Annotated in this window: 22 protein-coding genes, 1 tRNA gene and 1 pseudogene; 9 read left to right on the top strand and 15 right to left on the bottom strand. The window is 64.8% G+C overall.

The window, feature by feature from the left end:
• Positions 1 to 68 precede the first annotated feature (68 nt).
• Genes metX through OKW39_RS11490 form a run of 4 tightly spaced genes read left to right on the top strand, consistent with a single transcriptional unit; the run spans position 69 to position 4,523 of the window.
• Entirely contained in the window at positions 69 to 1,214 is a 1,146-nt protein-coding gene (metX, locus tag OKW39_RS11475) for a homoserine O-succinyltransferase MetX (RefSeq protein ID WP_429335578.1), read from the top strand.
• A complete protein-coding gene (gene metW / locus OKW39_RS11480; protein ID WP_090802214.1) occupies positions 1,211 to 1,819 on the top strand; it encodes a methionine biosynthesis protein MetW in 609 nt (202 codons plus the stop codon). Before metX ends, metW begins: the two co-directional genes overlap by 4 nt.
• Positions 1,820 to 1,833: 14 nt before the next feature.
• The gene (locus tag OKW39_RS11485; RefSeq protein WP_187612095.1) at positions 1,834 to 3,228 is read left to right on the top strand and encodes an AmpG family muropeptide MFS transporter; all 1,395 of its coding nucleotides are present in this window, start codon (positions 1,834 to 1,836) and stop codon (positions 3,226 to 3,228) included.
• On the top strand, positions 3,210 to 4,523 hold the full coding sequence (locus tag OKW39_RS11490) for a M48 family metallopeptidase (protein ID WP_429562710.1): 1,314 nt from the start codon (positions 3,210 to 3,212) through the stop codon (positions 4,521 to 4,523). Before OKW39_RS11485 ends, OKW39_RS11490 begins: the two co-directional genes overlap by 19 nt.
• Positions 4,524 to 4,582: 59 nt before the next feature.
• On the opposite strand, the gene OKW39_RS11495 is transcribed toward OKW39_RS11490, so the two are convergent.
• The 5 genes and pseudogenes from OKW39_RS11495 to gatC all read right to left on the bottom strand — a co-directional run bounded on the left by OKW39_RS11495 (position 4,583) and on the right by gatC (position 9,816).
• Positions 4,583 to 5,362, bottom strand: a complete 780-nt coding sequence (locus tag OKW39_RS11495; protein WP_090802219.1) for an exodeoxyribonuclease III — start codon at positions 5,360 to 5,362, stop codon at positions 4,583 to 4,585.
• A gap of 52 nt (positions 5,363 to 5,414) precedes the next feature.
• Positions 5,415 to 6,254 (bottom strand): PPK2 family polyphosphate kinase, encoded by an 840-nt coding sequence (locus tag OKW39_RS11500; RefSeq protein ID WP_429562711.1) that lies wholly within the window; start codon positions 6,252 to 6,254, stop codon positions 5,415 to 5,417.
• Between the two features lie 133 nt (positions 6,255 to 6,387).
• Positions 6,388 to 7,865, bottom strand: a pseudogene (gene gatB / locus OKW39_RS11505) (Asp-tRNA(Asn)/Glu-tRNA(Gln) amidotransferase subunit GatB).
• Between the two features lie 5 nt (positions 7,866 to 7,870).
• Positions 7,871 to 9,358, bottom strand: a complete 1,488-nt coding sequence (gene gatA / locus OKW39_RS11510) for an Asp-tRNA(Asn)/Glu-tRNA(Gln) amidotransferase subunit GatA (RefSeq protein WP_187612098.1) — start codon at positions 9,356 to 9,358, stop codon at positions 7,871 to 7,873.
• A gap of 158 nt (positions 9,359 to 9,516) precedes the next feature.
• On the bottom strand, positions 9,517 to 9,816 hold the full coding sequence (gene gatC, locus OKW39_RS11515) for an Asp-tRNA(Asn)/Glu-tRNA(Gln) amidotransferase subunit GatC (protein WP_018419087.1): 300 nt from the start codon (positions 9,814 to 9,816) through the stop codon (positions 9,517 to 9,519).
• Positions 9,817 to 10,188: 372 nt separating this feature from the next.
• Here gatC and OKW39_RS11520 point away from each other — a divergent pair, with 372 nt between their 5' ends.
• The 5 genes from OKW39_RS11520 to rodA all read left to right on the top strand — a co-directional run bounded on the left by OKW39_RS11520 (position 10,189) and on the right by rodA (position 16,646).
• Positions 10,189 to 11,232 (top strand): rod shape-determining protein, encoded by a 1,044-nt coding sequence (locus tag OKW39_RS11520; RefSeq protein ID WP_004189550.1) that lies wholly within the window; start codon positions 10,189 to 10,191, stop codon positions 11,230 to 11,232.
• A gap of 154 nt (positions 11,233 to 11,386) precedes the next feature.
• Positions 11,387 to 12,523 carry a rod shape-determining protein MreC gene (mreC, locus tag OKW39_RS11525; RefSeq protein WP_187612099.1) on the top strand — a complete coding sequence of 379 codons (1,137 nt, stop codon included), beginning with the start codon at positions 11,387 to 11,389 and terminating at the stop codon, positions 12,521 to 12,523.
• Positions 12,520 to 13,032, top strand: a complete 513-nt coding sequence (gene mreD / locus OKW39_RS11530) for a rod shape-determining protein MreD (RefSeq protein ID WP_090802227.1) — start codon at positions 12,520 to 12,522, stop codon at positions 13,030 to 13,032. The genes mreC and mreD overlap by 4 nt, the downstream gene beginning before the upstream one ends.
• 79 nt (positions 13,033 to 13,111) lie before the next feature.
• Positions 13,112 to 15,487, top strand: a complete 2,376-nt coding sequence (gene mrdA / locus OKW39_RS11535) for a penicillin-binding protein 2 (RefSeq protein ID WP_429362596.1) — start codon at positions 13,112 to 13,114, stop codon at positions 15,485 to 15,487.
• A 10-nt stretch (positions 15,488 to 15,497) separates the two neighbouring features.
• Positions 15,498 to 16,646 carry a rod shape-determining protein RodA gene (gene rodA, locus OKW39_RS11540; RefSeq protein WP_184025834.1) on the top strand — a complete coding sequence of 383 codons (1,149 nt, stop codon included), beginning with the start codon at positions 15,498 to 15,500 and terminating at the stop codon, positions 16,644 to 16,646.
• Positions 16,647 to 16,730: 84 nt separating this feature from the next.
• Here the strand turns inward: rodA and OKW39_RS11545 are convergent, their stop codons facing one another.
• The 10 genes from OKW39_RS11545 to rsmB form a co-directional block, all read right to left on the bottom strand.
• On the bottom strand, positions 16,731 to 17,432 hold the full coding sequence (locus OKW39_RS11545) for a tetratricopeptide repeat protein (RefSeq protein ID WP_429563486.1): 702 nt from the start codon (positions 17,430 to 17,432) through the stop codon (positions 16,731 to 16,733).
• Between the two features lie 29 nt (positions 17,433 to 17,461).
• A complete protein-coding gene (locus tag OKW39_RS11550) occupies positions 17,462 to 18,244 on the bottom strand; it encodes an HpcH/HpaI aldolase family protein (RefSeq protein WP_429562712.1) in 783 nt (260 codons plus the stop codon).
• 192 nt (positions 18,245 to 18,436) lie between these two features.
• Positions 18,437 to 18,892, bottom strand: a complete 456-nt coding sequence (gene queD, locus OKW39_RS11555; RefSeq protein ID WP_429563487.1) for a 6-carboxytetrahydropterin synthase QueD — start codon at positions 18,890 to 18,892, stop codon at positions 18,437 to 18,439.
• A 9-nt stretch (positions 18,893 to 18,901) separates the two neighbouring features.
• Positions 18,902 to 19,534: a 7-carboxy-7-deazaguanine synthase gene (queE, locus tag OKW39_RS11560; protein ID WP_090802234.1), complete on the bottom strand. Its 633-nt coding sequence runs from the start codon at positions 19,532 to 19,534 to the stop codon at positions 18,902 to 18,904.
• A 64-nt stretch (positions 19,535 to 19,598) separates the two neighbouring features.
• A complete protein-coding gene (gene queC, locus OKW39_RS11565; protein WP_090802235.1) occupies positions 19,599 to 20,330 on the bottom strand; it encodes a 7-cyano-7-deazaguanine synthase QueC in 732 nt (243 codons plus the stop codon).
• A 395-nt stretch (positions 20,331 to 20,725) separates the two neighbouring features.
• Positions 20,726 to 20,801 (bottom strand) — tRNA-Phe (locus OKW39_RS11570).
• A 93-nt stretch (positions 20,802 to 20,894) separates the two neighbouring features.
• Entirely contained in the window at positions 20,895 to 21,584 is a 690-nt protein-coding gene (gene esaR, locus OKW39_RS11575; protein ID WP_184051110.1) for a response regulator transcription factor EsaR, read from the bottom strand.
• Positions 21,585 to 24,011, bottom strand: coding sequence for an ATP-binding protein (locus tag OKW39_RS11580; protein WP_429335570.1), 2,427 nt, complete (start codon positions 24,009 to 24,011; stop codon positions 21,585 to 21,587). It abuts the gene before it with no gap.
• A complete protein-coding gene (locus OKW39_RS11585; protein WP_090802240.1) occupies positions 24,001 to 24,600 on the bottom strand; it encodes a DUF4390 domain-containing protein in 600 nt (199 codons plus the stop codon). The genes OKW39_RS11580 and OKW39_RS11585 overlap by 11 nt, the downstream gene beginning before the upstream one ends.
• On the bottom strand, positions 24,597 to 26,036 hold the full coding sequence (gene rsmB / locus OKW39_RS11590; RefSeq protein WP_429362600.1) for a 16S rRNA (cytosine(967)-C(5))-methyltransferase RsmB: 1,440 nt from the start codon (positions 26,034 to 26,036) through the stop codon (positions 24,597 to 24,599). The genes OKW39_RS11585 and rsmB overlap by 4 nt, the downstream gene beginning before the upstream one ends.
• Positions 26,037 to 26,100 lie beyond the last annotated feature (64 nt).

A 26,100-nucleotide genomic window follows, 5' to 3' on the forward strand; every position in this document is an offset into this window, starting at 1 on the left:
CACACCGTCCTTCTCTTCGTGCTTCGCCGACGCCGTTTAGCCGCCCTGTTGACTCAATGGCGGAATGAATGGAATCCATCGGCATCGTCGCTCCCCAAAAAATGCATTTCACCGAGCCGCTGCCATTGCGCAACGGCAGCTCGCTCGCAGGCTACGACCTGATGGTCGAGACCTACGGCACGCTCAATGCCGCGCGCAGCAATGCGGTGCTCGTGTGCCACGCGCTGAACGCATCGCATCACGTGGCGGGCGTGTACGCCGACGATCCGAAGGACATCGGCTGGTGGGACAACATGGTCGGCCCGGGCAAGCCGCTCGATACCGACAAATTTTTCGTGATCGGCGTGAACAACCTCGGCTCGTGCTTCGGCTCGACCGGGCCGATGAGCATCGACCCCGCGACCGGCAAGCCGTATGGCGCGACCTTTCCGGTCGTCACCGTCGAAGACTGGGTCAACGCTCAGGCGCGCGTCGCCGACGGGTTGGCCATCACGCGCTTCGCCGCCGTGATGGGCGGCAGTCTCGGCGGCATGCAGGCGCTCGCGTGGAGCATGATGTATCCGGAGCGGGTCGCGCATTGCATCGTGGTCGCATCGACGCCGAAACTGTCCGCGCAGAACATCGCGTTCAACGAGGTCGCACGCTCGGCGATCCTGTCAGACCCCGACTTCCACGGCGGCAACTACTACGCGCACGGCGTGAAGCCGAAGCGCGGCCTTCGCGTCGCGCGGATGATCGGCCACATCACGTATCTGTCGGACGACGACATGGCCGAAAAATTCGGCCGCTCGCTGCGTCGCGCGGAAGGCGCGCTCGATGACTACAACTTCAGCTTCGACGTCGAATTCGAAGTGGAATCGTATCTGCGCTATCAGGGCGACAAGTTCGCCGACTACTTCGACGCGAACACCTACCTGCTGATCACGCGCGCGCTCGACTACTTCGATCCGGCCAAGGCCTTCGACGGCGATCTGACCGCCGCGCTAGCGCACACCACCGCGAAGTATCTGATCGCGAGCTTCTCGACCGACTGGCGTTTCGCGCCGGCACGCTCGCGCGAACTGGTGAAGGCGCTGCTCGACCACAAGCGCACGGTCACCTATGCGGAGATCGACGCGCCGCACGGCCACGACGCCTTCCTGCTCGACGATGCGCGCTATCACAACCTGCTGCGCGCCTACTACGAACGCATTGCAAACGAGGTCAACGCATGAACCAGCGAGCACTTGATTACCTGGCATTGCGCCCGGACTTCCGCGCGATCGCCCGTTGGGTCGAACCGCGCGCGACCGTGCTCGATCTCGGCTGCGCGGACGGCTCGTTGCTGTCGCTGCTGAACGAAGAACTGGACGTGCAGGGCTACGGCATCGAGATCAACGACGCCGGCGTGCTCGCCGCGACGCAGAAGGGCGTCAACGTGATCCAGCAGAATCTCGAAGACGGCCTGCGCCTGTTCGAAGACGGCAGCTTCGATTTCGCGGTGCTGTCGCAGACGCTGCAGACGATTCATCAGACCGCGGCGATCCTGCGCGAGACGGTGCGCGTCGGCAAGCAATGCATCGTGTCGTTTCCGAATTTCGGCTATTGGGCGCATCGGCTGTCGGTATTGCAGGGGCGTATGCCGGTGTCGAAGTCGCTGCCTTATCAATGGCACAACACGCCGAACGTGCGTGTGCTGACGATCAAGGACTTCGAAGCGCTCGCGCCCGAAGTCGGCATCGAGATTCTCGATCGCGTCGTGCTGCATGACGGACAGGTGGTGCGTTGGGGCGTGAACTGGCGTGGTAGTCTTGCGGTCTATCGCGTCAAGAAAAGCTAACGTCACTTATCCACATGTCGAACCCGCCGCACGAGGCGCCCGCACTTACCGCTCACGAAGAACATCCCGGCTGGCGCGCGTTTTTGAATACGCGCATGCTGATTTGCGTCTTTCTCGGCTTCACGTCGGGATTGCCGCTGTTTACGCTCGTCTACCTCGTGCAGGCGTGGCTGCGCTCGGAAGGCGTCAATCTGAAGGAAATCGGCCTCTTCGCGCTGATCCAGTTTCCGTACACCTGGAAATTCGTCTGGGCACCGCTGATGGACCGCTACGTACCGCGCGTGCCCGGTTGGCGGCCCGGCAGACGGCGCGGCTGGATGCTCGTCACGCAATTGCTCGTGGCCGGCGCGATGGCGACGCTCGGTTTCGTGTCGCCACGCGAATCGATCTGGACCGTGGCCGCGCTGACCGCCCTGGTCGCGTTCTTCGGCGCGAGCTCCGACATCGTGATCGACGCGTACCGGCGTGAATTGCTCAGCGACACGCAGCAGGGCCTCGGCAACGCGGTGCACGTGAACGCGTACAAGATCGCGGCGCTCGTGCCCGGTTCGCTCGCGCTGATTTTGTCCGATCATCTGCCGTGGAGCACCGTGTTCATCGTGACGGCCGCGTTCATGCTGCCGGGCGTTCTGATGACGCTGGTGGTGCGCGAGCCCGAGGTGCACGGCGAGCCGCCGAAGAATCTGCGCGAGGCGATCGTCGAGCCGTTCAGGGAATTCATTCAGCGCGACGGCTGGCGCACTGCCCTTTTCGTGCTCGGCTTCATCTTCCTGTACAAGCTCGGCGATACGATGGCGACCACGCTGTCCACGTCGTTCTTCCTCGACATCGGTTTTTCGCGCACGCAGATCGGCGTGATCGCCAAGACCACGGCGTTCGGCGCGAGTCTCGCGGGCGGCATCGTCGGCGGGATCTGGCTGATGAAGATCGGCATCGGCCGCGGCTTGTGGATCTTCGGTTTGCTGCAGATGGTGTCGACGCTCGGCTTCGCGTGGCTCGCGCATCTCGGCCCGGACTCGCCCGGACTTGCCGCGATTTACAACATTGCCGTCGCACTGAGCCAGGGGACGACGAAGCTGCTGTCGTTCGTCGGCATCGACTGGAGCGTGCAGCTCGATCCACGCTCGGTCGCGCTCGCGCTCGTGTACGGCTTCGAGACCTTCGCCACCGGTCTCACGATGGCCGCGTTCACCGCGTATATCGCGAGCACCACCGATCCGCGCTACACCGCGACGCAGTTCGCGCTGTTCACGAGCCTCGCGTCGGTGCCGCGCACGCTCGCGTCGGCGGCGAGCGGCTATGTGGTCGCGCGGATGGGCTGGTTCGACTACTTCATCCTCTGCACCGCGCTCGCGGTGCCCGGCATGCTGCTACTGGTGCGTATCGCGCCGTGGAGGGACCGGTCGTGAAGGTACCGCTTCCGACCCGCGCGCGCCGCACCGCACTCGGCGCCGTAAGCGTCCTCGGTTGCGCGAGCGTCGCGCTGGCGATGCCGGCGGGCGCCTATGCGGCCGGCACGCCGGCGATTGGCGCCAGCCCGGTGAGCGGCGCGCAAGCGCCCGCGCCGGCCGCCGCCGCGACCACCAGCGGTGCGACGCCCAACCCAGCCCCGATGCCTGCGGCCAGGTCCGCGACCAGCGGCACCAGCGCCGCGGAAAACGCGACTTCGGCTGCAGCCGGCAACAGCGGCAACAACAGCGCCGGCGGTGCCAATCCTGGCGCGAATAACAGCACCGGTGCCAACGCCGGTGCCCCGGGCACGCCCAGCGCTAGCGGTAGCGCTCCGGGCGCCGCTACTTCCGGCTCCGCGCCGCAGCCCGCGCACGCCCCCGCCACCGCCAAAGCGCCCGCCGCGGCATCGGCCCCCGCGGCCGTCCCGCCGCCCTACTACGTGAGCCCGCAACTGCGCTACGGTGGCTACATGGTGTTCCGCAACCTGATCCCGTCGTCGATGCTCGAGGCGCAGGCCGCCGAGGAGTTCAACCAGATCGTCTACGGCGCCAGCCACGCGAACCGCCTGTACGGCGAGACGGACGCGCGCGTGACGCGCGTGCGCTCGATCATCGACCGGATGATTCCGTACTCGTTGAAATGGAACGAGCGAGCCAAGCTCTGGAAGTGGGAAGTCGCGGTGGTCCGCTCGAACGACATCCGCATGTACTGCCTGCCGGGCGGCAAGATCGTCGTCTATAGCGGGATTCTCGATCGCGTCCGCCTGAACGACGACGAGGTCGGCATGCTGATCGGCCATGAGATCGCGCACGCGTTGCGCGAGCACGCGCGCATGCGGCTCGGTCAGTTGCAGGCGAGCCAGCTCGATTCGTCCGGCACGATTCCGCAACTGTTCGGCCTCGCCGATCTGGGCATGGCGCCGCTCGGCATCGGTTCGCGTCTGCTGGAAATGAAGTACGAGAGCACCGACGAAACCGAAGCCGACGTGATTGGCAGCGATATCGCGTCGCGCGCCGGCTTCGATCCGCGCGCGGCGGTCACGCTGTGGGATAAGCTCGCGCAGGCGACGCGCAGCAGTCGCAAGCAGGGCTTCATCTACGTGCACCCGTACACGCCGGCGCGCCGCGACGACATCATCAAGCGGCTGCCGGACATGCTGCCGCTGTACGCGAAGGCAATCGGCAAGAGCGTCGACGAGTTGCCCGATTATGCAGGCATCGGTCGGCCGACCCGCAAGCCTGCGCGCGACTGATACCCCGGTTCTACGACTGCCGGCGGGCCACGGCGCTGCACGCGTCGCGGCCGGTGGGCTTACTTTTTGACCTTATGGTCGTAGTCGACGGTCAGCGGCGCATGGTCGCTGAACTTGATGTCGCGGAACACGTCGGTGCGCTTCGCCTTGCTTGCGATGCCCGGCGTCGCGATCTGGTAATCGATCCGCCACCCGACGTTCTTCGCATACGCCTGACCGCGATTGCTCCACCACGTGTACTGCTCGGGCCGCTGGTCGAGTGTGCGGAACACGTCCACATAACCGACTTCGTCGAACAGTTTGTCGAGCCATGCGCGCTCTTCGGGCAGGCAGCCCGAATTCTTCTGGTTGCTCTTCCAGTTCTTGATGTCGATTTCCTTGTGCACGATGTTCACGTCGCCGCACACGATCACCTCGCGCTCCTTCGCCAGCTCGGCGAGATGCGGCATGAACTCGTCCATGAAACGGAACTTGGCCTGCTGGCGCTCGTCGCCGCTCGACCCCGACGGCACATACACCGAGACCACCGACAGCTTGCCGAAACGCAGCTCGACATAGCGCCCTTCCGGGTCGAACTCCTCGCTGCCGAAGCCGATGACCACTTCGTCCGGCTCATGACGCGTATAGACGCCCGCGCCGCTATAACCCTTTTTTACCGCATGCTGGAAATAGCCGGTGAAATCATGCGGCGCCATAAACTCCGGCGTCATGTCGTCCTGCGAGCATTTGATTTCCTGCACGCAAAGCACGTCGGCGCCCTGTTCGCCGAACCAGTCGAAAAAGCCCTTCTTCGCCGCCGAGCGGATGCCGTTGAGGTTGGCGGTAATCACACGCAACATGTCTTTCCTCTTTTGTTCGATTCGTTTCTGAAGCCAAGGGGCAAGGCCGCGTTCACTCGACCTTGACGCCCTTCAGCGATTCCTTGGCCGGCGGATATTCGAGCTTTAGCGCGTCGAGCGTGCGCAGCAGCAGTTCGGCGACCATCACGTTGCGATGCGTCTTCGAGTCGGCCGGAATCACGTACCACGGCGCGTATTCGGTCGACGTCGCGGCCAGTGTGTCGCGATACGCGGACTGATACGCGTCCCACTGCTTGCGCGCTTCGAGATCCGACACGTCGAATTTCCAATGCTTCAGCGGATCGTCGATGCGCTCCTGCAAACGCACACGCTGCTCGTCCCTTGAAATGTGCAGCATGCACTTGAGAATCGTCGCGCCGCTGTCGGCGAGCATCTCCTCGAACTGACGGATGTGGCGGCACCGCTGCTGGAACGCCGCGGCGTCGAGCGCGCCCAGCACGGTCGGCACGAGCAGGTCTTCGTAGTGACTGCGGTTGAAGATCGTCAGCTCGCCGGCCGCGGGTGCCTGCGAATGCACGCGCCACAGGAAGTCGTGCGCGAGTTCGACGGGCGTCGGCGCCCTGAACGGCACGATGCGCAAGCCGAGCGGATCGACTTCGTGAAATACCGCGCGGATCGTGCCGTCCTTGCCGCTCGTGTCCATGCCTTGCAGCACTAGCAGAACGCGGCGCTTGCGCTGCGCGTGCAGCCGCTCCTGCAGGTTGTCGAGCAGCAGGCCTACTTCCGACAGACGCGCGCGGTCAGCGTCTTTCGAGCCGCTCGAAAACGGCTTCGCCTTCGGATCGAAATGGTCGAGCGAGAAGTGGTTTTTTTTGTTGCCGTCGTCGAAATACGGCACGCGGAAATCGTCGAGATCGGGTTGCTTTGTCATGCATACACTCCAAGGTCTACGCTTAACCGGCTGAAGCGAGTCCGCAAAATAAAACGGGCCGTTGCCCTGCTTCGATCCGGCAACGGCCCGTGGTGACACGGGCGCGATCACGCCCGGCCCGCGGCACTTCAACTCAGGACAACTTCTTCTTGAGCAATTCATTGACCTGAGCAGGGTTGGCCTTACCCTTGGTTGCTTTCATCGCCTGGCCGATCAGCGCGTTGAACGCCTTTTCCTTGCCGGCGCGATATTCGTCGACCGACTTCTGGTTCGCGGCGAGCACTTCGTCGATGATCGCTTCGAGCGCGCCGGTGTCCGAAATCTGCTTCAAGCCTTTCGCCTCGATGATGCGGTCGGCGGCGGGTTCGTCGGTGGCCTTCTCTTCCCAGATCGCGAGGAAGATTTCCTTCGCGATCTTGTTCGAGATCGTACCGTCGGCAATACGTTGCAGAACCAGCGCCAGCTGCGCGGCCGAGACCGGGCACGCGGCAATGTCGAGGCCTTCGCGGTTGAGCTGCGACGACACTTCACCCATCACCCAGTTCGCCGCGACCTTCGCGTTGGCCGCACCGAACTTGGCGACTACCGCTTCGTAGTAAGCGGCCGTCGCCTTGCTCGAGGTCAGCACGTTCGCGTCGTACGGCGTGAGTCCGTACTGCGACACGAAGCGCCGCTGGATCGCTTCCGGCAGTTCCGGCATCTCGCTCTTCACGCGCTCGACCCACGCGGCGTCGATCACGAGCGGCATCAGGTCGGGGTCGGGGAAATAGCGGTAGTCATGCGCGTCTTCCTTGCTGCGCATCGAACGCGTCTCGCGCTTGTCCGGATCGTACAGACGCGTTTCCTGCACCACCGTGCCGCCGTCTTCGATCAGCTCGATCTGGCGACGCACTTCGTACTGGATCGCTTCTTCGAGGAAGCGGAACGAGTTCAGGTTCTTGGTCTCGGTGCGCGTGCCGAATTCCTTCTGGCCGACCGGACGCACCGACACGTTCGCGTCGCAGCGGAACGAGCCTTCCTGCATGTTGCCGTCGCAGATGCCAAGCCACACGACGAGCGTGTGCAGCGACTTCGCGTAGGCAACGGCCTCGGCCGCGCTGCGCATTTCCGGCTCGGTGACGATTTCGAGCAGCGGCGTGCCGGCGCGATTCAGGTCGATGCCGGTCATGCCCGCGAAGTCTTCGTGCAGCGACTTGCCCGCGTCTTCCTCGAGGTGGGCGCGCGTCAGGTTGACGGTTTTTTCGTACGCTTCCTTGCCCGCCTTTTCATTGGCCGGTACCTGGATCGTCACCTGACCGCCCTGCACGACGGGGATTTCGTACTGGCTGATCTGGTAGCCCTTCGGCAGGTCCGGGTAGAAATAATTCTTGCGCGCGAAGATGCTGCGCGGCGCCACCGTTGCGCCGATCGCGAGGCCGAACTGAATGGCGCGTTCGACCGCGCCGCGCGGTTCATCACCGGCAGCGTGCCCGGCAAGGCCAGATCGACGGGGCTGGCCTGCGTGTTCGGCGCGGCGCCGAATTGGGTCGCGGTGCCCGAGAAGATTTTCGAATGCGTCGACAACTGCGTGTGGGTCTCCAGACCGATCACGACTTCCCATTGTTTGGTCATGGTGCTCACACTCCTGCCGGTGCCTGACGGTGCCAGTCGGTCGCGCGCTGGAACGCGTCGGCCACCTGCAGCATCCGGGCTTCGTTGAAATAGTTGCCGATGATCTGCAGACCGACCGGACGCTGCGCATTCGCGCCCGCGCCGAAACCGCACGGCACGCTCATGCCAGGCAGGCCGGCGAGGCTCACCGACAGCGTATAGATGTCGGCCAGATACATCTGCACCGGATCGTCGCCCTTCGCGCCGATGTCCCACGCCACCGACGGCGCGACCGGTCCCATGATCACGTCGCACTGCTTGAACGCTTGCTGGAAGTCCTGCGCGATGATGCGGCGGATCTTCTGCGCCTGCAGGTAGTACGCGTCGTAGTAGCCGTGCGACAGCACGTAGGTGCCGACCAGAATGCGGCGCTTCACTTCCGGGCCGAAGCCTTCGGCGCGCGACTTCTTGTACATGTCGAGCAGATCGCGGTACTCGGCCGCGCGATGGCCAAACCGCACGCCATCGAAACGCGACAGGTTCGACGATGCTTCGGCCGGCGCGATCACGTAGTAGACCGGGATCGACAGTTCGGTCTTCGGCAGCGACACCTCGACGAGCGTCGCGCCGAGCGCTTCGTACTGCTTCAAGGCGGCGTCGATCGACGCGCGCACGTCGTCGGCGAGACCGGGGCCGAAATACTCCTTCGGCAGGCCGATGCGCAGACCGGCGAGCGGCTTGTCCGTGCCGCCGTCCTGCCACGACTTGCCGAGATAGCGCGTGTAGTCCTCGCGCTCGTGCGAGAGGCTCGTCGAATCGCGCTCGTCGAAGCCGGCCATCGCGTTGAGCAGCGTCGCGCAGTCCGCGGCGCTTTGCGCCATCGGGCCGCCCTGGTCGAGCGACGACGCGAACGCGATCATGCCGTAGCGCGACACCCGGCCGTACGTCGGCTTGATGCCGGTGATGCCCGAGAACGACGCCGGCTGGCGGATCGAGCCGCCGGTGTCGGTGCCGGTCGCGGCGGGCGCGAGACGCGCGGCCACGGCGGCAGCCGAGCCGCCCGACGAACCGCCCGGCACGGCCTTGCGGTCCCACGGATTCTGCACGGCGCCGAAATACGAATTCTCGTTGGACGAACCCATCGCGAACTCGTCCATGTTGGTCTTGCCCACGCACACCATGCCGGCGTTCTGCAGACGCGCGACCACGGTCGCGTCGAACGGGCTTTCGTAGTTCGCGAGCATCTTCGAGCCGGCCGTGGAGCGCCAGCCCTTCGTGACGAACACATCCTTGTGCGCGATCGGCAGGCCGACCAGCGGGCCCGCATGGCCGGTGTGCAGCAGCGCGTCGGCGGCTTTCGCCTGCGCGAGCGTCAGTTCCGGATCGACCTGAATGAACGCGTTCAGGCTATTGGCCGCGTCGATCCGCTTCAGGTACAGCTGCGCCAGTTCGACTGCGGAGCATTCCTTGGCCGCGAGCGCGGCGCGCAGTTCGCTCAAACTTTTTTCATGCATTGCGTTTTATCCTGGAAAGCGCGGCAGCGTGGTCACGCCGCCGTGGAGGCCTTCGGTTGCCCGTCGGCAGACCGGTCCGGCAAGGTTCGCGGCGAGGACGCGCGTCTGGACCACGGAGGCTCGCGCCGACGCCAGACCCGGGGTCTGCCCGGCGGGTCTTATTCGATCACCTTCGGCACGAGGTACAGGCCGTCCTGAACGGCCGGCGCGGGGCGCTGGAAAGCCTCGCGCTCGACCGTCTCCGTGACGGCGTCGTCACGCAGACGCAGCGCGACGTCTTCGATCTGCTCGATCGGGTGGGCAAGCGGCGCGATGCCGGTGGTATCGACCGCCTGCATCTGCTCGACGAGGCCGAAAAAATCATTGAGCTGGGCACGCGTGTGCTCGGCGTCGGCATCGGCCAGTTCGAGTCGCGCGAGATGCGCGATGCGTTTTACATCGGTCAGGGTCAGAGCCATGCAGTCACCGGAAAGGGTGGAATGTCACAACAGTTAAAAAGTCGCGTTGTAACAGCGGGTTACGACAAGATAGGACAATCCTGAAAAAGGAGCGGCAATGACAAAATGTGCGCTCCGTTTCCTTCAAAACATCCAAAATTATAAGGTATCATTACGCGTTCGACCCAAACCCGGACCGACTTACCAAGGCCTTGCGGACAATTCCAAGAACGTCCGGCGCTTTCCGCCCTGGCTTTGCAACGGCCTCCGGTAGACTCCCCCGCGGCTTCAAGTTCATGTGGCGTCGCTACCGCCCGGTTGAAGCTGTTATTTTTCCGCTGCCGCCCTACGCATACGGTGCGAGGCCCGGCCCCCAGCGAGACAGGATTTTGAATGTTCGGTTTTTTGCGCAGCTACTTCTCTAACGATCTGGCGATTGACCTCGGCACCGCCAACACCCTTATCTACATGCGCGGCAAGGGCATCGTTCTCGACGAACCGTCGGTCGTGTCGATCCGCCAGGAAGGCGGCCCCAACGGCAAGAAGACCATTCAGGCAGTCGGCAAGGAAGCCAAGCAGATGCTCGGCAAGGTGCCGGGCAACATCGAGGCGATCCGCCCGATGAAAGATGGCGTGATCGCCGACTTCACCGTCACCGAGCAGATGATCAAGCAGTTCATCAAGACTGCTCACGAATCGCGCATGTTCTCGCCGTCGCCTCGGATCATCATCTGCGTGCCGTGCGGTTCGACCCAGGTCGAGCGTCGCGCGATCAAGGAAGCCGCGCACGGCGCGGGCGCCTCGCAGGTGTATCTGATCGAAGAACCGATGGCTGCCGCGATCGGCGCGGGCCTGCCGGTGTCGGAAGCAACGGGTTCGATGGTCGTCGACATCGGCGGCGGCACGACAGAAGTCGGCGTGATCTCGCTCGGCGGCATCGTGTACAAGGGCTCGGTGCGCGTCGGCGGCGACAAGTTCGACGAAGCGATCGTCAACTACATCCGCCGCAACTACGGCATGCTGATCGGCGAACAGACCGCCGAAGCCATCAAGAAGGAAATCGGCTCCGCGTTCCCGGGCTCCGAAGTCAAGGAAATGGAAGTGAAGGGCCGCAATCTGTCGGAAGGCATTCCGCGCAGCTTCACGATCTCCAGCAACGAAATCCTCGAAGCGCTGACCGATCCGCTGAACCAGATCGTGTCGTCGGTGAAGATCGCACTGGAACAGACGCCGCCGGAACTCGGCGCGGACATCGCCGAGCGCGGCATGATGCTGACCGGCGGTGGCGCGCTGCTGCGCGACCTCGATCGCCTGCTCGCCGAAGAAACCGGCCTGCCGGTGCTCGTCGCCGAAGACCCGCTGACCTGCGTCGTGCGCGGCTCGGGCATGGCGCTCGAACGCATGGACAAGCTCGGCAGCATCTTCTCGTACGAGTAAGCGAGCCTTCCTCCCATGTCAGTAGCGCGGATCTGGCACACGGCCCCTTGCGGGCCGCTTTGTCGTTGGCTGGGCCGACCAGCCTCCGCTCGCTGACCGCGCGCGCCTTGCGCGTCGCCGTCTCACCCAACCGCTCACGCCCCCGGCGCCGACCATGGAATACAGTCCGCCGCCCCTGTTCAAGCAAGGCCCCTCCGCTCTGGCCCGACTGGTGTTCTTCGTCGTGCTGGCGCTCGCCCTGCTGATCTCCGATGCCCGCTTCCAGACGCTCGAAATCGTCCGCGGCGTGCTCGGCGCGGGTCTTTATCCTTTGCAGCGCGCAGCGCTCGTGCCGCGCGACATCTTCATGGGCGCCGCCGACCTCGCCGTGACGAGCGCCACGCTGCGCGACGAGAACGCGAAGCTGCGCGCGAAGGATCTGCGGCTGTCGCAGCAGGCCAATCTGGCCGCGTCGCTCGCCGCCGAAAATGGCCATCTGCGCGCGCTGATGCAACTGTCGCAGAGCCTCACCACGCAATCGCTGCCCGCCGAAATCCAGTACGACACGCGCGATCCGTTCACGCAGAAGGTCGTGATCGGACGCGGCGCGCAGCAAGGCATCCAGAACGGCTCGCCGGTCGTCGACGAAGATGGCGTGATCGGCCAGGTCACACGGGTGTTCCCGCTGCAGGCCGAAGTCACGCTGCTGACGGACAAGGACCAGGCGGTGCCGGTCGAAATTCTGCGCACCGGCTTGCGCAGCGTGATCTACGGTACGCCGAAGGGCGACACGCTCGATCTGCGCTTCGTGCCGATCAGCGCCGACGTCCAGACCGGCGACGAGCTCGTCACGAGCGGCCTCGACGGCGTGTATCCGCCGGGGCTGCCGGTCGCGAAGGTCGTGCGCGTCGACAAGCAGGCCGACACCGCGTTTGCGCGCGTAGTCAGTCTGCCGGTCGCCGCGGTGCGCGGTGCGCGTCAGGTGCTCGTGCTGCACGTCCAGAACAACGCGCCGCCGCGCCCGGCGGACGAACCCGACGCGGCAACCGTCGCGAAGGAAGCGAAAGCGAAGAAGGGCGCCAAAGCAGCGGACGGCAAGGGCGCGGCGGACAAATCCGCCGCCAGGCCAGCCGACAGGAACGCCGCCGACAAAGCGGCGACCGAAAAGCCCGCAGCCAAATCCGTGGAAAAGGCGCCGGGCAAAGCTGCGGCCGACAAGAAGTCCGACAAGCCCGCAGCCGACAGGAAAGCCGAAAAGCCGGCCGCCGCGAAGAACGTGAAGCCGCAAGCCGAGCCGGGGGCTCAGCCATGAATCGCCCGCAATACATCCTGCAGCCTGTCAACCCGTACTTCATCGCGTTCAGCCTCGCTTCCGCGTTCCTGCTGAACCTGATGCCGTGGGGGCGTCTCGCCGGCGTGCCCGATTTCGTCGCACTCGTGCTGCTGTTCTGGAATGTCCATCAGCCGCGCAAGGTGGGCATGGGCATCGCGTTTCTGCTCGGTCTGCTGATGGACGTGCACAACGCGAGCCTGCTCGGCGAGCACGCGCTCGCCTACACGCTGCTCTCGTACGGCGCGATCACGATTCACCGCCGCGTGCTGTGGATGTCGCTCGGCGTGCAAATGTTCGCGGTGATGCCGCTGCTCGTCGTCGCGCAACTGGTGCCGTTCGTGATCCGGTTGTTGACCGGCGCGGCGTTTCCGGGCTGGAGTTATCTGATCGACGGTTTCGTCGAAGCGGCGCTATGGCCGGTCGCCAGCATCTTGCTGCTGATGCCGCAGCGCCGCCCCGCCGACCCGGACGATACTCGCCCCATTTGATCCCGCATCGGGCCCACCGGCCGCGGCCAGTTTGGGCGCACACTCTTGATGGCCGCATGCCGGCCTTTTGCAGAATCGCATGACCGAATTCAAGGACACTCAACAGCAGCTCACGAAATTCCGCCTGCGCGTCGCGGCGGCGGGCCTGTTCGTGTTTGTCTGCTTCGGGCTGATCGGCTTCCGCTTCCTGTTCCTGCAGGTCTGGCACTACAGCAAGTACTCGCTGCAAGCCGATGAAAACCGCATCTCCGTCGCGCCGATCGTGCCGAACCGCGGCATCATCACCGACCGGAACGGCGTCGTGCTCGCGAAGAACTACTCGGCCTATACGCTTGAAATCACCCCGTCGAAGCTGAACGACACGCTCGATAACGTGATCGACAACCTCGCCACCGTCGTGTCGATCGATGCGCGCGACCGTCGCCGCTTCAAGAAGCTGCAGGAAGACTCGAAGAACTTCGAAAGTCTGCCGATCCGCACGCGCCTGACCGACGACGAAGTCGCGCGCTTCACCGCGCAGCGCTTCCGCTTCCCTGGCGTCGAAGTGCGCGCGCGGCTGTTCCGCCAGTACCCGCTCGGGCCGACCGCCGCGCACGTGATCGGCTACATCGGACGGATTTCGCAACGCGACCAGGACCGCATCGACGACGCCAGCGATCAGAACGACAGCGATCCGGATCACTACGATCCGCGTCTTGACGCGAACAACTACAAGGGCACCGATTACATCGGCAAGATCGGCGTCGAGCAGAGCTACGAGACCGAGCTGCACGGCCAGACCGGTTTCGAGGAAGTCGAGGTGACGGCGGGCGGCCGCCCGGTGCGTACGCTGTCGCGCACCCAGGCGACCCCGGGCAACAACCTCGTGCTGTCGCTCGACATCGGCCTTCAGCAGGTCGCCGAGCAGGCGTTCGCCGGACACCGCGGCGCGCTCGTCGCGATCGAGCCGTCCACCGGCGACGTGCTCGCATTCGTGTCGGCGCCGAGCTTCGATCCGAATTCCTTCGTCGACGGCATCGACCAGCAGAGCTGGGACGAGCTGAACAACTCGCCCGACCATCCGCTCCTGAACCGGCCGCTGCACGGCACCTATCCGCCGGGCTCGACCTACAAGCCGTTCATGGCGCTCGCCGCGCTGACGCTGCACAAGCGCACGCCGAGCTGGGGTTTCCAGGACCCCGGTTACTACACGTTCGGCGGCCACACGTTCCGCAACGACGTGCGCTCGGGCCAAGGCTGGATCGACATGAACCGCGCGATCGTCGTGTCGAACGACACGTACTTCTACATGCTCGCGCACGATCTCGGCGTCAACAACATCGCGAACTTCATGAAGCCGTGGGGCTTCGGGCAGATCACCGGCATCGACATCGCCGGCGAAGCGAAGGGCATCCTGCCGTCGACCGACTGGAAGCGCCACGCGTACCGCCGCCCCGAGCAGCAGAAGTGGTACGAAGGCGAAACGGTCAGCCTCGGCATCGGCCAGGGCTACAACTCGTTCACGATCCTGCAGCTCGCCCATGCCACCGCAACGCTCGCGAACAACGGCGTCGTGATGAAGCCGCACCTCGTGCGCGACATCGAGAATCCGATCACGAAGGACACGCGGCCGGTGGTGCGCGATCCGAGCGACAAGATCGCGGTCAAGCAGCAGGACATCGACTTCATCAAGCGCGCGATGGAAGGCGTGGTCACGAACGGCACGGCGGCCAAAGTGTTCGCGGGCGCGCCATATCAGGCGGCCGGCAAGACCGGTACCGCGCAGGTGTACTCGCTGCAAGGCGCGAACTACAAAGGTCACGCGGTTGCGGAGAATTTGCGCGATCACGCGCTGTTCATCGCCTTCGCGCCGGCCGATCAACCGAAGATCGCACTTGCGCTGGTCGTCGAAAACGGCGGCTGGGGCGCGGAGGCGGCCGGTCCGATCGCGCGCAGGGTGCTCGACTATTACCTGGTCGGCAAGAACAAGCCCGGTGCGGAAGAAGCGGCGGTCGCGGTAGCGGCATCGACCACGCTCGAAGCATCCGCGCCGCAGGTCGGCGATACGCCTGCATCGCATGATGGCGCTCAGCCGCTCAAGATTGCGGCGGGCTTCAAGGCACTGCCGATGCCAGGGGCGGCGGCTGCCGCGATGGCCTCCGGTGCGTCGGCGGCTGTTGCGGCTTCGGGCGCGAATGGCGCGTCTGCGCCGGTGACGGCGTCGGCTGGCGCGGCGGCAACGGTGCCGGCCAGCGCGCCGGCAGCGGCTTCGGCCACCGCAGCGCGCGCGGCCTCGGCGGCGAAGCCGGCATCGGCTTCGTCCGCGGCAAAGAAATCCGCGTCGCGTACGTCCGGCGCCCCGCACCAGCCCCGTCCGGCAAGCGAGCCGGCGCCGAGCGTCGCGGCACCATCGCGCGAGGACAGCTTCCAGGGCGCGTCGCCGCGCCAGCCGGCCGCCGGCGGCATCGACGAATAAGGAGAAAGGCATGCAATTCGACAAGCGCGCCTGGCTCGAGCGCATCAAGCGGATGTTCGTAGGCTTCGACCGTCCGCTCGCACTGATCGTGTTTCTGCTGCTGTGCGTCGGCATCGTCACGCTGTACAGCGCGACGCTCGATATGCCGGGCCGTGTCGAAGACCAGTTGCGCAACATCCTGCTCACCTTCGTGCTGATGTGGGGGCTCGCCAATGTGCCGCCCAATACGCTGATGCGCTTCGCGGTCCCGCTCTACGCGTTCGGGATCGCGCTACTGGTCGCGGTCGCTATGTTCGGCCTTACGCGCAAGGGCGCGAAGCGCTGGATCAACGTCGGCGTGGTGATCCAGCCATCGGAAATCATGAAGATCGCCACACCGCTGATGCTCGCCTGGTACTACCAGCGCCGCGAAGGCGTGATGCGCTGGTACGACTACCTGGTCGGCTTCGTGATCCTGATCGTGCCGGTCGGCCTGATCGCGAAGCAGCCCGACCTCGGCACGGCCGTGCTCGTGTTCGCGGCCGGCCTGTTCGTGATTTACTTCGCGGGGCTGAGCTTCAAGCTGATCGTGCCGGTGCTGATCGCGGCCGTGATTGCGGTTGCGTCGATCGCGGCGTTCCAGGACAAGATCTGTCAGCCCGAAGTGCAGTGGCCGCTGATGCACGACTACCAGAAGCACCGCATCTGCACGCTGCTCGATCCGACCTCGGACCCGCTCGGCAAAGGCTTCCACACGATTCAAGCGGTGATCGCGATCGGCTCGGGCGGCCCGCTCGGCAAGGGTTGGCTGAAGGGTACGCAGGCGCATCTGGAGTTCATCCCCGAGAAGCACACCGACTTCATCTTCGCGGTGTTTTCGGAAGAGTTCGGTTTGGCAGGCGGAATCGTGCTGCTCACGCTGTACATGCTATTGATCGCGCGCGGGCTCTACATCGCGGCCAACGGCGCGACATTGTTCGGGCGATTATTGGCCGGCTCGTTGACGATGGCGTTCTTCACGTACGCGTTCGTCAATATCGGCATGGTGAGCGGGATTCTGCCGGTGGTCGGCGTGCCGTTGCCGTTCATGAGTTACGGTGGCACCGCGCTGACTACATTGGGCGTCGCGATCGGGCTGATCATGAGCGTCGCGCGACAGAAGCGGTTGATGCAGAGCTAACCCGTAGCTAGCGGCACGCTAGCAAACGACAATGCAAAAAAGGGCGCTCGTTGCGAGCGCCCTTTTTGCTTTTTTGCTGCTTCATTACTGCGGCTTCACTTCCTTCTGATCGCGCAGCTGCGCGCTCAACTGCTGATACTTCAGGCGCGCGGCCGGATCGCCCTGCGCCGCCGCGGCCGCGTAATATGCGCGCGCCACATTCAGATTCCGGTCGACGCCATCGCCGCCACGCTCGTAGAACGAGCCGGTCACATACTGCGCGGTCATGTCGCCGCCCTGCGCCGCTTTCTTGTACCAGACGAACGCCTGCTTGTTGTCACGCTCGGTACCGCGTCCGTCGAGGAACTGATTCGCGAGTGCGAGCTCCGCCTGCACATGGCCCTGCGCGGCCGCCTTCATGAACCAGCGATGCGCCTCCACCGGATCGCGCCCGACGAACTCGCCATCGTCGTACATCTTGCCGTACACGTATTGCGCGTGCGACATGTTCGCGTCGGCGGCCTTGCGCAGCCACTTCTTGCCTTCGTCGACGTTGACCGGCGTGCCTTCGCCGTTGAGCAGCATCATCGCGTAGTTGAACTGCGCAAGCCGGCTGCCGCGCTCGGCGGCCTGGCGGAATTCGCTCAGCGCCGCGCCAAGATTGCCGGCGTTGTAGTCGGCCACCGCGGATTGCGTCTGCGGATCGTTCGCCTTGGCGACGCGATCCTGTGCATACGCGGCGTTCCACGCGCCAGTCGCGAGCAGCGCCACCGCCATGGTCACTTGCGCGGTCACTCGCGTGATCATCCGCCCGGCGCCCCTCTGCACTCTGCCGTTCATGACCTCGCCTCCTGTAATGCCTGGCGCGTCGCGCGCAACATCCAGATCACGTCGGCGGCTAGCGCGACGAAGCGAAAACCGGCGTCGCGATGCTGCCGCGCGCTCGCCACGTCCATCGCGAAGATGCCGGCGGCAATGCCGGCTTTGTCCGCCGCGCTGACGATACGCGCCATCGCCGCCTGCACGTCCGCGTGTTTCGCGTCGCCGAGATGACCAAGGCTCGCGGCCAGATCGGCCGGCCCGACGAACAGGCAATCGACGCCCGGCGTCGCCGCGATCTGCTCGACCTCCCGCAAGCCGCGCGCCGATTCGATCTGCACAATCGTCGCGATCTGTGCGTTGGCCGTCTGCACGTAATCACGCCGCATGCCGTAACCGGCCGCGCGCACGACGCCCGCGACGCCGCGCAGGCCGTCGAGCGCCTCGGCGGTCGGATATTGGGTGAGCCGCACGGCGCGTGCCGCGTCTTCAGCGGATTCGATGTTCGGGAACATCAGCGTGCGCGCGCCGGCGTCGAGCACGCGCTTGACGAGCCACGGCTCGCTCGCGGGCACCCGCACCACCGGCTCGCTCGGCAGATGGGCGGCGGCAATCGCGCGCAATTGCGATTCGACGCCGCCGCTATCGTTGGGCGCGTGCTCCATGTCGATCAGCAGCCAGTCGAAGCCGGCGTGCGCGAGTGCTTCCGCGGCGGCCTCGCTGCCGAGCGACAACCACAGCCCGATCAGCGGCGCGTTGTCCTTCAGACGTTGTTTCAGGGAGTTGGTGAAGGTGCTCATCGGCTGGCCTCGCGCAGGTTTGCAATGCGAAGCGGGGCCATATAGTGGATCAGGCAGGCACCGGGGCGCTGACGGCCTCGTTGCCTGCTGCGATGCGATGCGGTGACCGGCATGTCTCGCTCCGTGTGTTGGTCGGAACGATCATACCGTGACAATAACGCGAGAAGTTCGTTCGCCCGGCGGGGCGTGGATTCAGGCGGGAAGCGAGTCGCGGACCACCTCGGCCCAGCAATTCGGCGTCTCGTACAGACGCACTTTGTGCAGGCGCAGGTTCACGCCGTAGTGCGCGTCGTAGACGTTCGCGAGAATGTCGAACGCAACCGCGGCGAGGTTTTCGACGGTCGGAATGCGATCGATCACGACCGTCTTGTGATCCGCCATGCTGTCGAGGAAGCCACGCACCTGCGTGTCGCCTTCGTAGACGAGAAACGCGTGGTCCCACTTGTCGACCAGGTGCTCGTTGGCGAGCGACTTCACGTCGGCAAAGTCCATCACCATGCCGCGATCGGGCGCGCCTTCGGTGTCGACCAGATCGCCTAGCAGCGTGATTTCGAGCACGTAGCGATGGCCATGCAGATTACGGCACTGGCTGCGGTGATCGGGAATGCGGTGGCCCGCGTCGAATTCGAGTTTTCGGGTAATCGTCAGCACGGCAAATCAGGGAATGTTCAGATACTTGTGAGTCTGCATCGACAGGCGCCACTGCGGATGACGTTTGCACCAGTCGATCGCGAGCTTCGTGTTGATGTCGCGCGACGGGCCGTCCATCGGCTGGACGAGGAAATACTCGAAGTCGAGCTTGGCGTAGTCGGCGAGGCGCTGGTTGTCCTGCGGGATCACGACCTTCAGTTCGTTGCCCTTCGTCACGACGAGCGGCGCGTCGGCCTTCGGGCTCACGCAGATCCAGTCGATCGTGTCGAGCACCGGCAGCGAGCCGTTGGTCTCGATCGCGATCTCGAAGCCGGCCGCGTGCAGCGCGTCGACGAGCGGCTGATCGAGCTGCAGCATCGGCTCGCCGCCAGTGCACACGACGAAGCGTTCGCCCTCGCCTTGCGGCCATTGCGACGCGATCATCGCGACCAGTTCGTCAGGTGTGCGGTACTTGCCGCCGTTCTCGCCGTCGGTGCCGACGAAGTCGGTGTCGCAGAAACGGCAGACGGCGTCCGCGCGATCCTCTTCGCGGCCGGACCACAGATTGCAGCCCGCGAAACGGCAGAACACGGCCGGCCGCCCGGCATTCGCGCCCTCGCCCTGCAACGTGTAGAAAATTTCCTTGACCGCGTACGTCATGCTGCTTTCTGTCCTGTGTTCCTGAATCAACGATGCTCAATGATGGGCGCTCTCGCGCGAGCCGTCAGACCGGCTCGGTGACTTTTTCGCCGGCGAGGTAGGCCTCATAGCCACGTTTGCGCAACCGGCATGCCGGGCATTCGCCGCAGCCGAAGCCCCATGAGTGCAACTCGGCCCGTTCGCCGACGTAGCAGGTATGCGTCTCGACGCGCACCAGTTCCACCAATGCGTCGCCGCCGAGCGCGCGCGCGAGGCGCCACGTGTCGGCCTTGTCGAGCCACATCAGCGGCGTCTCCAGCGCGAAACGCGCGTCCATGCCGAGATTCAGCGCGACCTGCAGCGCCTTCATCGTGTCGTCGCGGCAATCGGGGTAGCCCGAGAAGTCCGTCTCGCACATCCCGCCGACCAGCACCTGCAAACCGCGCCGATACGCGATGGCCGCGGCGATCGTCATGAACATCAGATTGCGGCCCGGCACGAACGTGTTCGGCAACCCATTGGCCGTGGCTTCGATTTCGATCTCGCGCGTCATCGCGGTGTCGCTGATCGCGCCGAGCAGCGACAGGTCGATCGTGTGATCGTCGCCGAGACGATCGGCCCACGCCGGAAACGCACGCACGACGGCCTGGCGGAATCCTTCGCGGCATTCGAGTTCGACACGATGACGCTGACCATAATCGAAGCCGACCGTTTCGACCGTGTCGTAACGGTCGAGCGCCCACGCAAGACACGTGGCGGAATCCTGGCCACCGGAAAACAGCACGAGCGCGCTACGCTTAGCGTCTTTGCGGATCACCGTGATACTCCGTGAATGAGAGTGCCACGTCGCGCTGCGCGAGGTGCGCCATGCAAGCAACGCGGCGCGACGTGTGCCGGCACTGTGCCGGCCCAAAGCAGTATAGGTCGCGCGTTGCGCGGGAACGTGGCTGGGCGCTTATACCGCCGATCGTCGGGCGAAGGATTGGGTGCTTCGGTGCGACATGCTCGGCACTGCATTCGCGCGGCGCACGACCGCGTGCGATGCCTGCATGCAAGTCCTTGAACTGGCGCGATTTTATCACGCGACACCGAATGTCGCCGACGCCAGCTGTCCCACCCGCGCGGCTTCAACTGCATGGCAAGCCGAAGTGACGACTTGTCCGCCAAACGGAAAAGCCCCAGGGAATCTTGCGATTTCCTGGGGCTGAATCCTGGTGGCCTGGGGCGGAATCGAACCACCGACACGCGGATTTTCAATCCGCTGCTCTACCAACTGAGCTACCGGGCCAACGAAGAACGAAACTATATCAAGCGATCCGCAGTTCAGCAAGCCCTTTCATAAATAATCTGCCGGGCCGCGTTCGCATGCAATACGTGGCGCTCACTCCCCTTTGTTCTTGCCGAGATCGACGCCGAGTTGCTTCAGCTTGCGATAAAGATGCGTGCGCTCGAGACCGGTCTTCTCCGCGACACGCGTCATGCTGCCGTTCTCGCGCGCGAGGTGATATTCGAAGTACGCGCGCTCGAACGCATCGCGCGCATCGCGCAGCGGAATGTCGAACGAGATCGACGCGGTTTGCGCGACGAGCGTGCCGCCGCCGACGCCATCGGACGACAGTATCGGCAACGCGGCCGCCGACGCGACTGACGATGCGCTGACCGGCAACGCCGGCTTCGCAGCCACGCCGCCAGGCACGGCCGCCGCGTTACCACGTGCGAGTCCCTGCTCGACCGCCTTTAGTAGCTTCTGCAACGCGATCGGCTTTTCGAGGAAGTTGAGCGCGCCGATCTTGGTGGCCTCGACCGCGGTGTCGATCGTCGCGTGACCGGACATCATGATCACGGGCATCGTCAATTGACCTTGCGCGGCCCATTCCTTGAGCAGCGTCACGCCGTCGGTGTCCGGCATCCAGATGTCGAGCAGCACGAGGTCCGGCGCCTGACGCAGACGGAACTCGCGCGCCTCCTGCGCGTTTTCAGCGGCCTCCACGACGTGTCCCTCGTCGCTGAGGATCTCCGAGAGCAGTTCCCGGATGCCCATTTCATCATCTACCACCAGGATGGTTGCCATTTATGCTGCCCTTGTCTGCACTGTTGCTTTTGTCGTTCCCTGCGACGCGCCGCCGTGCGCCGGATGGGCACCCGAACCAGGTGCACCCGGCTGCGCGGGGTCGTCCGCCAGTTGAAGGAAGAGAATCGAAATCTGCGCGCCTTCGATCACGTCGCCGGCCTTCATGCGATTGCGAATGTCGATGCGCGCGCCATGTTCGTCGACGATCTTCTTGACCATCGCAAGCCCTAGACCCGTACCCTTGGCCTTGGTCGTCACGTACGGCTCGAACGCGCGCGTGAGGATACGCGCGGGGAAGCCTGGTCCGTTGTCCGACACTGTCAGACGGACCGCGACGCGCGCCTTGCCTTGCGCGTCGGGGTCTCCGTATTCTACTGTCCTCGTCTCGAGCAAAACACGCGGATGCGCGACTTCGGCGACCGCGTCCTGCGCGTTCTGCAGCAGGTTGTGGATCACCTGACGCAACTGCGTCGCGTCGCCGCGTATCGCGGGCAAGGCCGCCAGCTCGACCTGGATCGCGCCCTTGCCTTCTTCGATACCGTACAGCGTGAGCACCTCGCTGACCAGACCATTCAATTGCAGATGCGCGAGTACCGCGGGCGGTGTGCGCGCGTAGTCGCGGAAATCGTCGACCATCTGCTTCATCGCGGCGACCTGATTGACGATCGTCGTCGCGCCGCGCTTCAGCACGTCCGCATCCGACGGCGCAAGCTTGTCGGCGAGCTTCATCTGCAACCGTTCGGCCGACAGTTGAATCGGCGTGAGCGGATTCTTGATCTCGTGCGCGAGGCGCCGCGCGACTTCGCCCCATGCGATCGAACGCTGCGCGGAGATCACGTCGGAGATGTCGTCGAACACGATCACGTAGCCCGCGGTCTGCATGCCTTCAGCGTCGCGCTCGTTCGCCGCGAGGAGGCGCGCGCCGCGCACGAGCAGCGTGAGCGGCTCGGTTTCGCCGGGCACCGGCACCGAGAACTGCTGCTGCCAATGGCCGTTGTCGTCATGGCCGTCTTCACTCGCCGCTTCGCGATCGGCGAATGCCTTGCGCACAATCGCGCCGAATTCGCCGAGCACGCCGATCTGATCGAGCGACGAGCCGAGCACCGTCTGGAACGGCTGACGGAAAATCCGCTCGGCGCCTCGATTCGCGGTGGTCAGCCGGAATTGCCGGTCGAACACGAACACACCCGCGGTCAGGTTCGCGAGGATGCTCTCGAGATACGCCTTCGAATGCTCGAGCGCGATACGATTTTTCTCGACCGCCCCGCGCGCTTCCGACAACTGCCGCGTCATCGCATTGAACGACTGCGTGAGGAAACCGAGTTCGTCGCGCGACTTGATCTCGCGCTTTGGCGTGTAGTCGCCCTCGGTGATTTCCTTCGTGCCCTGCGCGAGCAGGAATAGCGGCCGCGCGAGCTGATTGCCGAGCGCCAGCGCGAGCATCATCGCGATGAAGGTCGCGAGAAACAGCGACAGGGTCAGCGTGCCGATGTACATCTTGCGCAAGCCGGTGCGGCCGAGCGCCTTCTCCTGATACTCGCGATACGCGCGCTGCACCGAGTCGGCATTGCGCGCGAGTGTCGTCGAGACCGGCTGCGTCAGTTGCAGGAAGCGCTCGGCGGGCTGCAATAGCGACGCGTTCGCATCGGGAATACGCTGCACCACGCGCAGACGCAGCGCTCCCTTGCCGCCGTGCGCATTCGGATCGCCGTCCACTTCGCCTTCGATCGCCGCATAGCCGTGGCCACGCGCCTGCTCGATCATCAGCGGTGTCGGCAGATCGTTCGGCAGCAGCATCGCGTAGTTGCCGGACGCCTGCGCGACCACGTGCATGTCCGGCGTCGCGCCAGACATGCTGCGGGTCGGCTCGACGATCGTCGCGTCCTGCACACCGAACTGGTCGCGCAAACGCAGCAGCGTCAACGTGGTGCCGGCCGCATCCGCGCTCGCGAGCTGCTCGGACATCAGACGCGCCTTCGTCTGCAGATCGGACAGCGACGCGTCGAGCATGCCGCGCCCGAGGTTGAGGCCGGACGCGAGCGCGGTTTCGACGTTCACGTCGAACCACGACTCGATGCTGCGCGACACGAACTGATACGACACGATGTAGATGATGCCGCCCGGCACCACACCGACCAGCGCCATGAAGAACGCGAGCTTCGCGAGCAGCCGTGTGCCGAATTTGCCCGTGCGTAATCGCACGATGATGATGACGACGAGCGTCGCCACCACCAGCAGAAAGATCAACGCGACCGCGACGTTGGCCGCATACAGCCACTGGTAATAGCGGTCGAAGAATTCGGTGTTCGCGCTGGCGGCGGCCAGCAACACGAGCAGCAACACGGCCGTCACCGCGACCGTCGACACGAGCACGCGCACGACGATGCTGCTGACACTGGTGGAAGATGAGCGCACTTTATTTAGCACGATCGGCGGCCGTGAAAGTGAAGCGCTTCCAATCGGAGGCGAGGTTCCAGTCGCGGTTGTTCACCGCGTCGATCTGGAACGGCTTGGGCATCAGCCCGATGTCGAGTTGCATGCGCACGGACGCGTTATAGGTTTCACCGACCCGCACCTGATTGCGGTCGATCACGTGCCACGACGTCACGTGTTTGATCACCGCGAGCGCATCGTTGAGCGTGGAAAAGCCGAGCTGCAAGCCGCCCGACTGCACGCTCGACACGCGATATTCGCGCGTGAGTGGCTGGAACGACAGCCGCAAACTTTGCGACACGCTGACCGGCTGCTCGTCGAACCAGTACCAGCGCGGCCGGCTCAGTTCGAAATCGGTCGTGAAATAAAGCGGAATGCCTTTGTTGACCGCGTCTTCGAGATTGCTGTTCAGCTCGAATTCGAAATGCGCGTCGAGACTCCAGCCGCCGTTGTCGGCCTGCAGCGACGCCCGCTGCACCGCGATCGAGTCAGCGTGCGCCGCGCCCGGCGCTGCAAGCCAGACGGCCAGCGCGATCCAGAGCACGGCAGCGAGCCGAAGCGGGAAGAAGCGTTTTATGGTCACCGTTTCTGAAAGCGCGCGTAGAAAAATCCGTCGTGGTCTGAGTTCGTGCCGGAGCTGAATTCAGCGGGTCGTCCAGCATGAGAACCGGCCGATGGGTCGGCGGGCGCGCGGGCAACTGAGGGTAAAAGCTGCCCCGGCGCGTCCAATCGTACCGCATCCTGGTGCTGGTTTCCAAACCACTGTGCCTGCAACTCGCCCTCTTCGGGGAAGATCGAACAGGTGACGTAAAGCAACTCGCCGCCCGGTTTCACGAGCGGCCACAGCGCGTCGAGAATGCGGCGCTGCTCGGCGACGAGCGCGGCGATATCGGACTGACGACGCAGCCAGCGAATATCCGGATGACGCCGCACGATGCCCGACGCCGAGCACGGCACGTCGGCGAGGATGCGGTCGAACGGCTGGTCGAGGTCGTCGTGCCATTGCGCGGGGTTGCCCGCGTCGCCGATGCGCACTTCCGCTTCGAGCTTCAGACGCCGCAGGTTTTCGCCGATGCGGCGCGCGCGAGACGCATCGCTTTCGAGCGCGACCATTTGAATGTTGGCGAGTTCGAGCAGATGCCCGGTCTTGCCGCCAGGGGCCGCGCATGCGTCGAGCACGCGCATGCCGTCGCGCACGCCGAGCAATTGCGCGGCGAGTTGCGCCCCTGCGTCCTGCACGGACACGACACCTTCGCTGAAGCCCGGAATGCGCTCGACCGGCATTGGCGTCGCGAGCGTGACCGCGTACTCGCCAGCCTTGCTTGCGGCGATCTGCTGGCGTTGCAGCACTTGCAGATAGGCGTCGACCGTCGAATGGCGCGCGTTCACGCGCAACGTCAGCGGACCTTGCGTGTTGCCGGCGGCCAGCACCGATTGCCACGCCTCGGGCCATGCGCGCTTCACCGCGTCGATCCACCAGGCCGGATAGTTCCAGCGCGCTACTTCATCGGCTTGCACGGAGGCGAGCAACGTGTCGCGCTCGCGCAAGAAGTTGCGCAGCACCGCGTTGACGAGCCCCTTCGCGAACGCGAACTCGCGACGCGCGCCAATCACCCTGACCGCCTGGTCGACGACCGTGAACGGCGTGTAGGCAGCGCTCGCTTCGTCGTCGACGAGCAGCGCGAGCGCGCACGCGAGCACATGCGCGACGTGCGGCGGAGGCGCCTTCTTCACCAGCTTCGCGATCAGCCACTCGGCGGTTGCGAGACGGCGCAGCGTGCGATAGGCGATATCCTGCACCGCGCCGCGCGCCGCTGCGGCGTTGTCCTCGGGCACCGCCACGAAAACGCTTTGCAGCGCCGCGGGCAAGGCCGCGCCGAGACGCACGGCGCCAACGGCCTGGGCCGCGCAATCGAGTGCGAACCCGAGCGATTCGGGCGACAGTTGCAGCGTCGACAAACGGGATTCGCGCGAACGCGCCGACGAGGAAGCAGAACGCGAAGAAGGCTTTGGAGTCATGAAGGGAGCAAGGGCAAGCCGCACGGTGCGCGCGGCGCAATCAGCGCACATTGTAGCGTGGCGC

This window comes from Paraburkholderia sp. MM6662-R1 (assembly GCF_050436245.1).
GTDB classification, from domain to species: Bacteria; Pseudomonadota; Gammaproteobacteria; order Burkholderiales; family Burkholderiaceae; genus Paraburkholderia; species Paraburkholderia tuberum.

Bases quoted from the DNA above. Each gene is read 5' to 3' on its own strand.
- metX (WP_429335578.1), top strand. From the start codon at position 69: ATGGAATCCATCGGCATCGTCGCTCCCCAAAAAATGCATTTCACCGAG.
- metW (WP_090802214.1), top strand. From the start codon at position 1,211: ATGAACCAGCGAGCACTTGATTACCTGGCATTGCGCCCGGACTTCCGC.
- OKW39_RS11485 (WP_187612095.1), top strand. From the start codon at position 1,834: ATGTCGAACCCGCCGCACGAGGCGCCCGCACTTACCGCTCACGAAGAA.
- OKW39_RS11495 (WP_090802219.1), bottom strand. From the start codon at position 5,362: ATGTTGCGTGTGATTACCGCCAACCTCAACGGCATCCGCTCGGCGGCG.
- OKW39_RS11500 (WP_429562711.1), bottom strand. From the start codon at position 6,254: ATGACAAAGCAACCCGATCTCGACGATTTCCGCGTGCCGTATTTCGAC.
- gatA (WP_187612098.1), bottom strand. From the start codon at position 9,358: ATGCATGAAAAAAGTTTGAGCGAACTGCGCGCCGCGCTCGCGGCCAAG.
- gatC (WP_018419087.1), bottom strand. From the start codon at position 9,816: ATGGCTCTGACCCTGACCGATGTAAAACGCATCGCGCATCTCGCGCGA.
- OKW39_RS11520 (WP_004189550.1), top strand. From the start codon at position 10,189: ATGTTCGGTTTTTTGCGCAGCTACTTCTCTAACGATCTGGCGATTGAC.
- mreC (WP_187612099.1), top strand. From the start codon at position 11,387: ATGGAATACAGTCCGCCGCCCCTGTTCAAGCAAGGCCCCTCCGCTCTG.
- mreD (WP_090802227.1), top strand. From the start codon at position 12,520: ATGAATCGCCCGCAATACATCCTGCAGCCTGTCAACCCGTACTTCATC.
- mrdA (WP_429362596.1), top strand. From the start codon at position 13,112: ATGACCGAATTCAAGGACACTCAACAGCAGCTCACGAAATTCCGCCTG.
- rodA (WP_184025834.1), top strand. From the start codon at position 15,498: ATGCAATTCGACAAGCGCGCCTGGCTCGAGCGCATCAAGCGGATGTTC.
- OKW39_RS11545 (WP_429563486.1), bottom strand. From the start codon at position 17,432: ATGATCACGCGAGTGACCGCGCAAGTGACCATGGCGGTGGCGCTGCTC.
- OKW39_RS11550 (WP_429562712.1), bottom strand. From the start codon at position 18,244: ATGAGCACCTTCACCAACTCCCTGAAACAACGTCTGAAGGACAACGCG.
- queE (WP_090802234.1), bottom strand. From the start codon at position 19,534: ATGACGTACGCGGTCAAGGAAATTTTCTACACGTTGCAGGGCGAGGGC.
- esaR (WP_184051110.1), bottom strand. From the start codon at position 21,584: ATGGCAACCATCCTGGTGGTAGATGATGAAATGGGCATCCGGGAACTG.
- rsmB (WP_429362600.1), bottom strand. From the start codon at position 26,036: ATGACTCCAAAGCCTTCTTCGCGTTCTGCTTCCTCGTCGGCGCGTTCG.